The sequence below is a fragment of the Mesoterricola sp. JemC181 genome (assembly GCF_055384585.1).
The window spans coordinates 5,122,591-5,135,786 of record NZ_AP045076.1; the positions used below are offsets into that span (position 1 = coordinate 5,122,591).

The window sequence follows — 13,196 nt, forward strand, 5'->3', positions numbered from 1 at the left end:
TCATCAAGAGGCGACCTATACTTTGGGACCTGAGACGCCGTCTCATGAGCCGCCCCTCCGGGTGATGATTAATCTATGTTGCCGTCAGGTGCAGCCATGGAAGGTTATGCCGACCGGACCCTCCTGTCCGCCAACGCGATCATCCATCTTCAGGATATTGGAGACCTCCTGAAAACGGTTGATGAGAACGCCATGGTTTCGATCACGGACCCCCGGGGGCTGATCACCCACGTCAATGAACTTTTCTGCCGGATCAGCAAATATCCGGTCCACGAGCTCGTGGGCAAGGACCACCGGATCCTCAACAGCGGCTGCCACGAGGATTGCTTCTGGCGGAACCTGTGGGAGACCCTGCTGTCCGGCAGGGTCTGGAAGGGGGAGATCAAGAACCGGGCGAAGGACGGCACCTTCTACTGGGTGGACGCCACCCTCGCCCCCTCCTTCGACCCCGCGGGCCACCTGAAGCGGTTCCTGGGGATCTACACGGAGATCAGCCCCTGGAAGGAGGCCGAGGAATCCCTCCGCAGGGCCCAGCGCCTGGACAGCCTGCGGGTCATGGCCGGTGGGATCGCCCATGATTTCAACAACCTGCTGACGTCGATCCTGGGAAACTGCGGAATCCTGACCCAGGCCTACCCCCCGGAAAGCCAGGCCCTGCCCTTCCTGGACAACATCGAGAAGGCCGTGCAGCGGGCCGCGCTTCTCACGAACCAGATGCTCGCCTTCACCGGCCGGGGGCCCTGGCTGCCCATCCTGTTGGACCTCAATACCTTCGTCAAAGGCATGGAAAAGCTGTTCGAGGCCTCCTGCCCCAGGCGCATCGCCGTTCGCGTCGACGTGGCGGGCGAGCCCCTCCTGATCAACGCGGACCCTTCGCAGCTCCACCAGATCCTGGTCAGCCTGGTCAACAACGCGGCCGAGGCCATCGGGGAGGAAAGGGAAGGGGCCATCACCGTACGCGCCGGCCGGCACCTCATCGACCCGCCCGGGGCCCTGGCGTTCCTGCCCCAGACGCAGATGCGGCCCGGAGCCTATGCGGTCCTGGAGGTCGCGGACTCGGGCTGCGGGATGACGGATCAGATCCTTTCGAGGATCTTCGATCCCTTCTTCACCACCAAGTTCACCGGCCGGGGCCTGGGACTGTCGGCGGTGCTGGGCATCCTCCGGGCCTGGGAGGGCGGCATCGCCGTGGACAGCGTTCCCGGAGGCGGATCCGTGTTCAGGGTCTACCTTCCCCTGGTGGAGGCGCCGGAGGGCGGGGAGGCCCCGGAGCAGCCCGCGAGCCTGGTGCTCCCGCAGGGCAAGGTGCTGTTCGTGGACGACGAGCCCATGCTCAGGCAGTGCGCATCGGAGATCCTGATGGCCTCCGGCTTCGAGGTCGTCCTGGCCGAGGACGGCCTCGAGGCCCTGGAATGCTACCGGACCCATGCGGACGCCATCTCCATCATCGTCATGGACCTGTCCATGCCGCACCTCAACGGCGTCGAGGCCGCCACCCAGATCCGGGAGCTGGACCCCCGGGCCAAGGTGATCCTGAGCAGCGGCTACACCAGCGAGGTCCTGGCGGGCTCCCTCCGGAGCCTCAAGCCCGACGCCTTCCTCCACAAGCCCTACACCATGACCTCCCTGCGGGACGCCGTGCTCCAGGTCCTCCTGGGGGCCACGCCGGCATAGGAAAAGGGCCCCTCGCGGGGCCCTTTTCAATGCTGGTCCGTATCGAGACTACTTCTTCTCGGCAGGAGCGGCTTCCTTCTCGGCCTTCTTGGCAGCCTTCTTGGCCTTCTTGGCCTTGGGGGCGGCGTCCTTCTTGGCCTCTTCCTTCTTCTCTTCGGTCAGGGCCTTCTTGGCCTCTTCCTTCTTGGGCTCGACAGCCTTCTCGGCCTTCTTGGCAGCCTTGGCCTTCTTGGCCTTGGGGGCGGCGTCCTTCTTGGCCTCTTCCTTCTTCTCTTCGGTCAGGGCCTTCTTGGCCTCTTCCTTCTTGGGCTCGGCCTTGGCAGCCTTCTTGGCATCCTTCTTGGCCTCTTCCTTCTTGGGCTCGGCCTTCTTGGCTTCAGCCTTCTTCTCTTCGGTCAGGGCCTTCTTGGCCTCTTCCTTCTTGGGCTCGACAGCCTTCTCGGCCTTCTTGGCAGCCTTCTTGGCCTTCTTGGCCTTGGGGGCGGCATCCTTCTTGGCCTCTTCCTTCTTCTCTTCGGTCAGGGCCTTCTTGGCCTCTTCCTTCTTGGGCTCGACGGCCTTCTCGGCCTTCTTGGCAGCCTTCTTGGCCTTCTTGGCCTTGGGGGCGGCGTCCTTCTTGGCCTCTTCCTTCTTCTCTTCGGTCAGGGCCTTCTTGGCCTCTTCCTTCTTGGGCTCGGCCTTGGCAGCCTTCTTGGCATCCTTCTTGGCCTCTTCCTTCTTGGGCTCGGCCTTCTTGGCCTCGGCCTTCTTCTCTTCGGTCAGGGCCTTCTTGGCCTCTTCCTTCTTGGGCTCGGCCTTGGCAGCCTTCTTGGCATCCTTCTTGGCCTCTTCCTTCTTGGGCTCGGCCTTCTTGGCCTCGGCCTTCTTCTCTTCGGTCAGGGCCTTCTTGGCCTCTTCCTTCTTGGGCTCGGCCTTGGCAGCCTTCTTGGCATCCTTCTTGGCCTCTTCCTTCTTGGGCTCGGCCTTCTTGGCCTCGGCCTTCTTCTCTTCGGTCAGGGCCTTCTTGGCCTCTTCCTTCTTGGGCTCAGCCTTCTTGACGTCCTTCTTGGCGTCCTTCTTGACTTCGACCTTCTTCACTTCCTCTTTCTTGACGTCCTTCTTGGCGTCTTCGGCGAACGCGGGGCTGATGAGGGCGGCCGCGATGAGCAGAGCTGCGAGCTTGTTCATGGATTCTCCAGGTTCAATCCGGCACGGCCGGAAGCTGGGCACAAGAATGCATGAACCAGGCCAATACATAAATTGAACAATTGCTTTACTTAATAATTTGACCTTGAGGTCTTCTCCGTTGGATTCTGCAACGCGTTGCATTTTCCATCAGAGTCCCTCCTCCGGGCCCTCCGCCAGGCCCAGGTCCTTGAGCTTGCGGTAGAGGGTCGTCCGGTCCTTGCCCAGGATGTCGGCGATGCGGCTCTTGCGGTGCTCGTGCTTGAGCAGCACCTGGATGTAGCGCCGCTCCAGCTCCTCGAGGGTGGGCAGGTGGTCCCAGTCCTTGATCAGCTCGAGGAGGGGGGTGGGGGCGGCGGGGATGCTGGTCCCCTTGGCGCGCAGCTCGTCCCGTATCTTCTCGGGGAAGTCGTCCGGGGTGATCTCCCGGCCCCGGCTCAGCTGGGTGAGGTGCTCGATGATGTTGCCCATCTCCCGCACGTTGCCGGGCCAGCTGTAGGCCTCCAGCTGCTGGCGCGCGTCGGCCCTGAGGCGGTAGAACTGGCTGTCCTTGCGGCTGCACTCGGCCAGGAAGTGGTCCATGAGCGCGGGGATGTCCGAGAGGACCTTGCCGGTGCGCGCGTCCCGGGAGAACCGCTCGCGCACGGGAGGCACCCGGATCTCCACCACGCAGAGCCGGTAGTAGAGGTCCTCCCGGAACTTGCCGGCCTTGACCATGGCGGCAAGGTCCCGGTTGCTGGCGGCGATGACCCGCACGTCCACCTTGACGGTCTTGTTGCCGCCCACCTTGCGCACCTCCTGCTCCTGCAGGACCCGCAGGAGCCGCACCTGGAAGCCCAGGGAGGTCTCCCCGATCTCGTCCAGGAAGATGGTGCCTCCGGACGCCTCCTCGAAGAGCCCCTTCTTGTCCAGGACGGCGCCGGTGAAGGCGCCCTTCACGTGGCCGAAGAGCTCGGACTCCAGCAGCCCCTCGGTGAGGGCCCCGCAATTGATGGCCACGAACGGGCAGGCCTTGCGGTCGCTGCTCAGGTGGATGTTCTGGGCCACCAGCTCCTTGCCGGTGCCGCTCTCGCCGATGATCAGCACCGTGGTGCGGCTGTTCTGCAGCGAGGCGATGGTGCGGTAGACCTCCATCATCTTCGGGCTGGAGCCGATCATGACGCTCTGATGGAGGTCGACGGCCGTGTCCGGATCCTTAGGCCCGCCGCGGGAACCCTTCATGAGCAGGGCCCGCTTCACCAGGGACTGCAGGTCCTCGTTGTTCCAGGGCTTGGAGATGAAGTCGAAGGCGCCTTCCCGCACGGCCTCCAGGGCCTTCTCCAGGGTCCCGAACCCGGTGAGGAGGATGGTCTCCACCCCCAGGGGCTTGGCCGCCTTGAGCAGGTCCAGGCCGTCCAGGCTGGCCTCCAGGTTGATGTCCGAAAGCATCAGGTCGAAACCGCCCTCCCTGAGGTGTCGCAGGGCGTCCTCGGGCCGGGTGGCCTTGACCACGGCCACCTCCAGGCCGAGGCCCTCCCCGAGGAGCAGCTCCAGGAGGTCGCAGGTTTCCTGGGAATCATCCACAACCAGTATCCGGGCCATCGTTTTTTCCACCCTCGTCCTTAGAAGTTTCAACAATTCCTTCTGGAATCCGGGAATGCTTGAGCGTAATTTGGGGTCAACCTTCCCAGGAGTTCCTAATGAGATTACGCCTTGTTCTTGCCTTGGCCGCAACCCTGGTGTGCGGAGCCCTCGCCGCAGCCGATCTCACCATCACCTTCAACTCGGTGGCCAAAGGCATGATGGGTGCCGGCGGGACCTCCACCGAGGTCCACTACTACAGCAGCGAATTCAACATGGTGCGCAACGAGAAGGACCGCCGGGACACCCTGGTGGACTTCAAGAACGGCATCTCCTACACCATCGACCACAAGAAGAAACTCATATCCAAGATGAGCTTCGAGGACGCCCTGGCGGCCCTGGACGCGCTCAACGCCGCCCAGCCCGAGGGCATGGGGGCCATGATGGGCGCGATGTTCGGCGACCCCAACGACTTCAAGGTGGACAAGGTGGGCCCCGAGACCGTGGCCGGGCGCTCCTGCACGGCCTGGAACATCAAGGTGGGCAAGCTGGTCATGGCCCTTTCCGCCGACCCCACCCTGAAGATGCCCATCCCCGATGCCGCCTACATGAAGATGGTCCAGTCCCGCGCAGCGCAGTTCGCCAAGGCCGGCCCCATGGGCGCGAGCTTCAAGCGGCTCTACGAGGAGATGGCCAAGATCAAGGGCATCCCCCTCAAGACCCACATGACCGGCATGATGGGCATGGACGTGGCCACCGAGGCCACGAAGATCGAGCAGGGCCCGGTGCCCGCCGCCACCTTCGCCCTCCCCGCGGACTACAGGACCGAGGATGCGGGGAAGAAGATGCGCGAGGAGATGATGAAGAAAAAGTAGACCCGGCCGGTACAATGGAAGGATGACGAATCCGACCCCCTCCTTCGACGACGGACTGGACCGGCTGGAGGCCCTGGTGCAGCGGCTGGAAGCCGGGAACCTGGGCCTGGAGGAGGCCCTCCAGCAGTTCGAGGAGGGGGTCGGCCTGAGCCGGACCCTCCAGCAGCAGCTGGCCGCGGCCCAGCGGCGGGTGGAGGTGCTCAAGCAGGGCCTGGGCGGGGAGTACCGCGCCGAGCCCCTGGAAGGGGAGCAGGCTTGACCCTCCCGGCGCCCCAGCAGGTCAAGGCGGATCTCGACCGCCTCCTCCCCCTCTTCGAGTCCCGCTACCTCCTGCCCTTCGCCCAGGGCGAGGCCGCCAACCTGGCCCTGGCCATGACCTACAGCCTCCAGGCCGGCGGCAAGCGCATCCGGCCCGTGCTGTGCATGCTGGCCGCCGAGGCCGTGGGCGCCAGGGCCGAGGCGGCCCTGCCCTGTGCCGTGGCGCTGGAGTACATCCACACCTACTCGCTCATCCACGACGACCTTCCGGCCATGGACGACGACGACCTCCGCCGGGGCAAGCCCACGTGCCACGTGGCCTTCGGCGAGGGGCCGGCCATTCTGGCGGGCGATGGCCTCCTCACCGAGGCCTTCACGGTCCTGGCCTCCGATGCCGACCTCCCTCCCTCCCGTCGGGTGGAGGCCATCCGGGTGCTGGGGGAGGCCGCGGGCTGGCGCGGCATGGTGGGCGGCCAGGCCCTGGACCTGGAGGGCGAGGCCCGCACCCGGGGCGCCGATCCCGTGAGCCTGGCCGAACTGCAGGTCATCCACCGCCTGAAGACCGGGGCCCTGCTCCGGGCCTCCCTGGAGCTGGGCGCCATCGCGGGCGCCGCCGCCCCGGAGGAGCGGGCCGCCCTGCGGGAGGCCGGAGAAGCCCTGGGGCTCGCCTTCCAGATCCAGGACGACATCCTCGACGCCACCTCCACCCAGGAAGCCATGGGGAAGCGGGTTGGCAAAGACGAGGGCAAGGGTAAAATCACCTACCCCCTGCTGCTCGGGCTCGCTGGAGCCCGCAACGCCTTGCGGGAGGCCACCGAGCGTGCCCAATGTCAGCTACTATCGCTTCCGAATCCGCATTCCCTGACGGCCTTGGCCACGTACTTGGCGGGGCGCAGCGCGTGAGCCGGCAACCCCTCCTCGATTCCGTCACGGCGCCCCAGCAGATCCAGCATTTCTCCCTGATCCAGATGGAACAGCTGGCCCTGGAGCTGCGCCAGTTCCTCATCGACTCCATCAGCGTCACCGGAGGCCACTTCAGCTCCAACCTGGGCACGGTGGAGCTCACCGTGGCCCTCATGCACCACTTCGACTTCCTCGTTGACCGCATCGTGTGGGACGTGGGCCACCAGGCCTACCCGTACAAGATCCTCACGGGCCGCAAGGACCGCTTCCCCACCCTGCGCAAGCACGGGGGGCTGTCGGGCTTCCTCAAGCGCGAGGAGAGCGTCTACGACCACTTCGGCGCCGGGCACGCCAGCACCTCCATCTCGGCGGCCCTGGGCATGGCCCAGGCCCGGGACCTGCTGGGCCAGGACTTCTCCAGCATCGCCGTCATCGGCGACGGCTCCATGACCGCGGGCATGGCCTTCGAGGGCCTCAACCAGGCCGGGTTCCTGGAGACGCGCAAGTTCATGGTGATCCTCAACGACAACGACATGAGCATCAACCCCAACGTGGGTTCGCTCCAGGGCTACCTGAACCAGATGATCAACGGCCAGTACTACAACCGCTGGCGGGACCGCATCGAGTACGCCATCAAGGCCATCCCCGTGGCCAGCGTCAGCAAGCGCCTGGCCAAGGTCGCCAAGTGGAGCGAGGAATCCTTCAAGCGCATCGCGGTGCCGGGGCTGCTCTTCGAGGACCTGGGCCTGAAGTACATCGGCCCGGTCAACGGCCACGACGTGGCGGCCCTCCTGCGCGGCCTGGGCGAGGCCAAGGAGCGCATGGCCGAGGGTCCCGTGCTCCTCCACGTGCAGACCAAGAAGGGCTTCGGCTACGACCCCGCCGTGAAGGACCCCCTCAAGTGGCATGGCGTCACCGCCTTCGACGCCGAGGCCGGGGAGATCCGCAAGGCCCCCGTGGACCCCGCGAAGCCGGCGATGCCCTCCTACACGAGCGTGTTCGGCACGACCCTCACGGAGCTGGCCCGCAAGGACCCCAAGATCGTCGCCGTCACCGCCGCCATGCTGGACGGCACGGGCCTGAACATCTTCCAGAAGGCCCACCCCACGCGCTGCTTCGACGTGGGCATCGCCGAGCAGCACGCCGTCACCTTCGGCGCGGGCCTGGCCTGCCAGGGCCTCCGGCCCGTGGTGGCCATCTATTCCACCTTCCTGCAGCGGGGCTTCGACCAGGTGCTGCACGACGTGTGCCTGCAGAACCTGCCCGTGACCTTCGCCATGGACCGGGGAGGCATCGTGGGCGCCGACGGCCCCACCCACCACGGCCTCTACGACCTGTCCTTCCTGCGGTGCATGCCCAACATCGTCATCATGGCCCCCAAGGACGAGAACGAGCTCCGCCAGATGCTGTTCACCGCCATCTACAGCAACCGCCCCGCGGCCCTGCGCTACCCCCGGGGCAACGCGCTGGGGGTGCCGCTCCAGGATCCCATCGCCGCCCTGCCCATCGGCAAGGGGGAGCTCCTCCGGGAGGGAAGCGACCTCCTGCTGGTGGCCCTGGGCACCCTGGTGGCGCCGGCCGAGGCCCTGGCCCAGCGGCTCGCCGCGGAGGGGATTTCCTGCGCCGTCATCAACGCGCGCTTCGTCAAGCCCCTGGACGGGGACCTCATCAGCCACTGGAGCCGCAAGGTCCGGGGCGTCGTGGCCCTGGAGGAGGGTTGCGCCCCGGGCGGCTTCACGGCGGCCGTGGCCGAGCTCCTGGCGGACCAGGGCATCCTCCGGCCCCTGCTCCGCTGCGCCGTGCCGGACCACATCGTCCATCACGGGGACCAGGCGCTGCTCCTGGACGAAGAGGGCCTGAGCCCCCGAGCCCTATATGAACGAATCGTTGATTTCCATCGGAAACTACCGATCCAACAGCCTTCCAGCCAGGCTGCAAATTAAGTACGCCTGATTTCTTGCCCGTGGCGATGGCCTTGTCTATGGTTGATACAGCCCAACCCCAGACCGACCCGAGGCCTCGTTGAATCCAGCCAGCGCTCTGACCGCAGCCTTCGTCCTCCTCGCCGCCGTCCCGGCCTTCGGCCAGGAATGGGACCCCGTGAAGAGCGCCACCGGCTGGGCGTCCTTCGACCGGGACGGCTCCTGCGTCTTCCTCGACCCCGCGGCCCGCGCGCTCCGGGTCTGGTCCAGGGACACGGGCACCACCGAGATGCTGCCGGTATCCAGGCTGGATGCGCCCCCGGAGAAATGGGTCCTGGATCCCGCCGGCAACGCGTGGATTGTCACGTCCACGACCCTCCAGCGGCTGGAGAAGACCGGCAAGGCCGGCACCTCCTACTCCCTGCCCGCCGAGGTGGCCGACCTGGCCTGGGACGCCCGCAGCTTCGTGCTGTGCTACCGCACCAAGGAGCCCTACCTGGAGCGGAGGGACCTGAAGGGCGGCGCGATGATGTGGACCTACGGCATCAAGCCGTCCAAGGGGGGCCTCGCCGCCCAGGTACGCCACCGCGTGGCCATCCGGGAGGACGGCAAGGTCCTGCTCACCTCCGGGGAGAGCCTCCGCCTGGACCTTCTCGATATCGAAAAAGGCAGCCGCACCGGCACCGAGGACTTCACCGTGAAAGGCAAGCCCCTGCCCCTGCTGGCCCTGGCGGACGGGGACCGGGGCGGCTTGGCCTGGTGGATGAACAACAATGTCGCCCTCATGGCCGTGCCGGCGTACCAGTTGCCACCCGGTGAGGGTAAGGGCCTCATGCTGGCCCGGCTGGACCTGACCACCCACGACCTCCTGTTCCTGCCCACGGGCGCGGACGAAAAAGCCGTCCTGGTGGGAATCCTGGACAACAGCGCCGTCCTGCGCGGGCCGGCGGGCGGACTCACCTTCGTCCCGATCCCCTGACCTAGACGGGGCTCAGCACCTTCCTCAGATCGGACATGAGGCGCTCCAGCAGATCCTCGGTGAGGCTGAAGGCCACCTGCTGTTTCACCTCGTCGCGGCGGTAGAAGGCGATGCGCTTGACCACCACCTTGTCCCGGCCGATGGAGATCTCGTTGAAGCGGATCTGGGAATCGTCCTTGTAGGGGGGCAGGCTCCGCAGCTGGATGTACATGCCGCGGCGGTCGTGGTCCACGATCTCCAGGTGCTCGTCCAGGTAGGTGAGCTGGCGGGTGAGCACCTCGGCCCGGGACTTCAGCTTGGCGAAGGTCTGCTTCTTGGCGGCGAGGCGCTCGAGGGTGATGTGCCCCAGTTCCACCCCGTCCCCGGTGCGCCGCAGGGCCCCGCTCACCTCGCCCTCGCTCTGGGCGTCGCCGTCGCTGAAGGGCTCGAACCCCACGAAGTCCCCCGGCAGGACGGTGTCGTCGTAGCGCTTGGCTTTCCTGGAGAGTTTCATGGGTGGCGACCTGACGGGTGCGATGGATCCCCGCGCCCCGGGGGCGGGTGGCTATATTCAGCCTAGCGGTTTGGGGAACAAGGTTGTACCTGCCGAGAGGATACGGCAATTCCGGCCCTGCTTCATTGATTTAATCTACCTTCGGCCACCGGGACTTGTAGATCATCCGGTCCATGGAACGGGAGAAGGGGGTCCAGGCGCCTTCGCCCGCGTCCTCCCTCATGCCCCTGAACATGGCCTCCAGCTTGCCGTCCAGGTCGTCGAGGTAATGCACCAGCAAGGCTTCCGGGGTCTTGGGCAGCACCGGGGAGCCGTACTCCAGCCTGCCGTGGTGGCTCAGGACGATGTGCAGCAGGTGCAGCCGCAGGTCCTCCGGGAAGCCCGGAATGGCCGCGGCGGCGCGGCTGATCCACTCGGCCTCCATGGAGATGTGCCCGAGCAGGTTGCCCGCGTCGGAGTAGCCGAAGCTGTGCTGGTAGGTGAGTTCCTCGGTCTTGCCCAGGTCGTGGAGGAGGACGCCGGCCAGCACCAGATCGGCATTCATGTCGGGATAGTGCGCGCAGGCCTTCGCGGCCATGCCGGCCACCGAAAGGGTGTGCTCGATGAGGCCGCCCAGGCACACGTGGTGCATGCTCTTGGCGGCGGGGGCCCGGCGGAAGGCCGCGCGCCGGACCGGGTCGTCCACGAAGAGCGCCTCCAGCAGCCGGCGGATCCAGGGGTCCTTCACGCCGGCCACGAGCCCGTCCAGCTCCCGGGCCATCTCCTCCGCGTCGCGCCGGCTCACGGGGAAGAACCGGGCCAGGTCCCCCACTTCCCCGTCCTGGGCGAAACGCAGCTTGTCCAGCCGGATCTGGGTGCGGCCGTTGTAGTTCGAGATCTGGCCCTTCACCTTGAGGAAGGCGTCGGGGACCACCTGGTCGAGGTCCCCCTCCACGGCCCGCAGATCCCACAGGAAGCCCTTGAGATCCCCGGAGGCGTCCGAGAGCTTGAGCTCCAGGTATTCCGAGCCCTTGGCGCTGGTCTTGAAGGACACTTCCTGGGCCAGGAGGAAGCCGTTGAAGACATCGCCCTCCTTGAGGGTGCGGAGGGCTGCCTGGTCTGTCATGGCTCAATCCTAATGGAACGTCGGAGTCTTGGGCCGCGGGGCCAGGGGATCCGCCATCTGGGCGTCGTCGGTGGGCGCCCAGCGCTCCTCCAGCACTTCGATGTAGGTCCACTGGTCGCCCCGGGGCACGTTGCCTTCGGGGACGTTCAGGACCCGGGCGCGGATGATGCGGTTGTACAGCGGGAATTCCAGCTCGACGCCAGCCTTCACTTCGAAGCTGGCCTTGCGGGGGGTGCCGTCCACCCGCACCATCCCCTCCTCGCAGAGCTCCCGGGCGAGTTCCCGGCGCTTGACGAGGTGGGTCTTCTTCAGGAACAGGTCCAGACGCACGTTCACCCCTTGATGATGTCGTCCTTCAGTACCATGTATCGGACGTTGGCGCGGATACGCAAGCCGGCGAGGTAGTTTTCGATCGCGTTCTGGGCCTTGGGCTCCTGCAGCTTCTCCAGGATCTTCTCCTTCACCTCGGCGAACGGCTTGGTGGTGTCCAGCTGGGCCTCGATGAGCTGGACCAGGTACACGTTCTTGTCCGTCTCCAGGGGGGCCGAGACCTCTTCGGGCTTCAGGGCGAGGGAGGCGGATTCGATGTTGGCGTGGAGGATCCCCTTGGGCAGCCAGCCCAGGTCGCCGCCGGTGCTGCGGCTGGTGCTGGTGGAGTATTCCTTCACCAGCGCCTCGAAGGTGGTGCCCTTCTTCAGGGCTTCCTGGATCTTCGCGACCACGGCCTTGGTGGCCGCCTGGTCCTCGGGGGTGACGCCCTTGGCCAGGACCAGCTCCCGGATGCGGAAGCGGGGGGGCTGGCGGTAGTCCTCCTTGTGGTCCAGGTAGTACGCGCGCAGCTCCTGCTCCTCGATGGCGATCTTGGAGTACACCTCGCGCCGGAGCACCTCCTGCTTCTGCATGTCCGTGCGGGTGCGGCTCATGTAGGCCTGGAGGCCGATGCCCAGGGAACCCTTGAGGGCCCGCTCGAAATCCGCATCGGTGGCGAAGTTGTTCTGCTTCTTGATGTCCTCGATGTAGTTGCGGATGTCCTCTTCCCGGAGCTTGATGCCCAGGTCCTCGGCCTTGTCCTGGATGATGAAGTTGTCCACGAGGCCCTGGAGGGTCTTCTCCCGGGCGTCCTTGAGCTTCTCGTCCAGGACCTTGCCGGAGAACTGCCGGTAGAGGGCGGCGGTCTCCTGTTCAACCGCCTGCTGAAAGGCCCTGCGGGAGATGGTGTGGCCGTTGACCACCACCAGGATCTCCTCCCGGACCTCCGGCGCGCCCATCAGGATGCAGGGGAGGGAGAGGAGCGCGAACCCGCGGACGCTCATTTGGCTCCCTTCCTGGCCTTGGCCGCCGGAGCCGTCGCAGCGCCTTCATGGTAGGCGACCTCCTTGCGGGCCGCTTCCATGTACTCGTTCATGATCTTTTCCTGCTTATCGGTGGTCGCCTGCTGCTTGGCGGCTTCCTTGGCGGTCTCGAAGGTCTGGGGAGCGGCGGGGGTGATCTTGTCCACCTTGATGAGGTGGTAGCCATGCATGGACTTCACGGGCTCGCCCACCTCGCCGACCTTCTGATCGCGCACGGCCTTGTCGAACTCGGGCACGAACCGGCCGAAGGGCATGTTGTCGTAGAGACCGCCCTTGTCCTTGCTGCCCGGGTCGTCGGAATAGGTCTTGGCCAATTCCTCGAAGGACTTGCCGGCCTTGAGGGCGTCCTGGATCTCCTTGATGCGGGCCTTGGCCTCGTCATCCGTACGGGCCTTCTCGGCGCCCTGGGCCCGGGTGCTCACCAGGATGTGGCGGGCGTTGAAGCTCTCGGGGGTCATGAACTTCTCGGGGTGCTTGTCGAAGAACGCCTTCACGTCCTCGTCCTTGATGGCCGACTTCTCCTTGAGCGAGGCGCCGTCGCGATCGAAGAGCGACTGGATGAGGACCTGCATCTCCATGAGCTGCATCTTCTTCGCGAAGTCGGGGGCCTTGGCGATGCCTTCCTTGCGGGCCTTGGCGGCCAGGATCTTGTAGTCCAGGAAGCGCTTGAGGTACTGCTCCCGGGCGCCGGCCATCATCATGACCTGCGCGCGCTGCTGCTCGGGCAGGGACACGGACAGGAAGAGCTCGAAATCCGATTCCCGGACCACGGTGGTGCCCAGGGTCGCAAGGACCTTGTCCTCCTTGGCCGGAGCCGGAGCGGCTGGGGCCTGGGGGGCGGGAGCGGGCGTCTGGGCGGCCAGGACGAGGGAGAAGGCGGTGCAAACGAGGCTGCGGAGCATGGACATCCT

Annotated in this window: 13 protein-coding genes; 6 read left to right on the top strand and 7 right to left on the bottom strand. The window is 66.0% G+C overall.

The window, feature by feature from the left end; genetic code table 11:
- Positions 1 to 192 precede the first annotated feature (192 nt).
- Positions 193 to 1,674: a hybrid sensor histidine kinase/response regulator gene (locus tag ACZ5MC_RS22370; protein ID WP_306598127.1), complete on the top strand. Its 1,482-nt coding sequence runs from the start codon at positions 193 to 195 to the stop codon at positions 1,672 to 1,674.
- A 48-nt stretch (positions 1,675 to 1,722) separates the two neighbouring features.
- Here the strand turns inward: ACZ5MC_RS22370 and ACZ5MC_RS22375 are convergent, their stop codons facing one another.
- Positions 1,723 to 2,982, bottom strand: coding sequence for a hypothetical protein (locus ACZ5MC_RS22375; RefSeq protein ID WP_306598128.1), 1,260 nt, complete (start codon positions 2,980 to 2,982; stop codon positions 1,723 to 1,725).
- Between the two features lie 6 nt (positions 2,983 to 2,988).
- A complete protein-coding gene (locus tag ACZ5MC_RS22380) occupies positions 2,989 to 4,419 on the bottom strand; it encodes a sigma-54-dependent transcriptional regulator (RefSeq protein ID WP_306598129.1) in 1,431 nt (476 codons plus the stop codon).
- Positions 4,420 to 4,517: 98 nt separating this feature from the next.
- Between ACZ5MC_RS22380 and ACZ5MC_RS22385 the strand changes: the two genes are divergently transcribed.
- The 5 genes from ACZ5MC_RS22385 to ACZ5MC_RS22405 all read left to right on the top strand — a co-directional run bounded on the left by ACZ5MC_RS22385 (position 4,518) and on the right by ACZ5MC_RS22405 (position 9,335).
- Positions 4,518 to 5,273 (top strand): DUF4412 domain-containing protein, encoded by a 756-nt coding sequence (locus ACZ5MC_RS22385; protein ID WP_306598130.1) that lies wholly within the window; start codon positions 4,518 to 4,520, stop codon positions 5,271 to 5,273.
- 22 nt (positions 5,274 to 5,295) lie between these two features.
- Positions 5,296 to 5,532, top strand: coding sequence for an exodeoxyribonuclease VII small subunit (gene xseB, locus ACZ5MC_RS22390; RefSeq protein WP_306598131.1), 237 nt, complete (start codon positions 5,296 to 5,298; stop codon positions 5,530 to 5,532).
- Positions 5,529 to 6,434 (top strand): polyprenyl synthetase family protein, encoded by a 906-nt coding sequence (locus tag ACZ5MC_RS22395; RefSeq protein WP_306598132.1) that lies wholly within the window; start codon positions 5,529 to 5,531, stop codon positions 6,432 to 6,434. The genes xseB and ACZ5MC_RS22395 overlap by 4 nt, the downstream gene beginning before the upstream one ends.
- Positions 6,431 to 8,377: a 1-deoxy-D-xylulose-5-phosphate synthase gene (gene dxs, locus ACZ5MC_RS22400; RefSeq protein WP_464516772.1), complete on the top strand. Its 1,947-nt coding sequence runs from the start codon at positions 6,431 to 6,433 to the stop codon at positions 8,375 to 8,377. The genes ACZ5MC_RS22395 and dxs overlap by 4 nt, the downstream gene beginning before the upstream one ends.
- A gap of 79 nt (positions 8,378 to 8,456) precedes the next feature.
- The gene (locus tag ACZ5MC_RS22405) at positions 8,457 to 9,335 is read left to right on the top strand and encodes a hypothetical protein (RefSeq protein ID WP_464516773.1); all 879 of its coding nucleotides are present in this window, start codon (positions 8,457 to 8,459) and stop codon (positions 9,333 to 9,335) included.
- A 1-nt stretch (position 9,336) separates the two neighbouring features.
- On the opposite strand, the gene ACZ5MC_RS22410 is transcribed toward ACZ5MC_RS22405, so the two are convergent.
- The 5 genes from ACZ5MC_RS22410 to ACZ5MC_RS22430 form a co-directional block, all read right to left on the bottom strand.
- The gene (locus ACZ5MC_RS22410; protein ID WP_464516774.1) at positions 9,337 to 9,828 is read right to left on the bottom strand and encodes a hypothetical protein; all 492 of its coding nucleotides are present in this window, start codon (positions 9,826 to 9,828) and stop codon (positions 9,337 to 9,339) included.
- Between the two features lie 130 nt (positions 9,829 to 9,958).
- Positions 9,959 to 10,933, bottom strand: a complete 975-nt coding sequence (locus ACZ5MC_RS22415; RefSeq protein WP_464516775.1) for a 3'-5' exoribonuclease YhaM family protein — start codon at positions 10,931 to 10,933, stop codon at positions 9,959 to 9,961.
- A 9-nt stretch (positions 10,934 to 10,942) separates the two neighbouring features.
- Positions 10,943 to 11,263, bottom strand: a complete 321-nt coding sequence (locus tag ACZ5MC_RS22420) for a S4 domain-containing protein (RefSeq protein WP_306598137.1) — start codon at positions 11,261 to 11,263, stop codon at positions 10,943 to 10,945.
- 2 nt (positions 11,264 to 11,265) lie between these two features.
- On the bottom strand, positions 11,266 to 12,246 hold the full coding sequence (locus tag ACZ5MC_RS22425; protein ID WP_306598138.1) for a peptidylprolyl isomerase: 981 nt from the start codon (positions 12,244 to 12,246) through the stop codon (positions 11,266 to 11,268).
- Entirely contained in the window at positions 12,243 to 13,187 is a 945-nt protein-coding gene (locus tag ACZ5MC_RS22430) for a peptidylprolyl isomerase (protein WP_306598139.1), read from the bottom strand. The genes ACZ5MC_RS22425 and ACZ5MC_RS22430 overlap by 4 nt, the downstream gene beginning before the upstream one ends.
- Between the last annotated feature and the right edge of the window lie 9 nt (positions 13,188 to 13,196).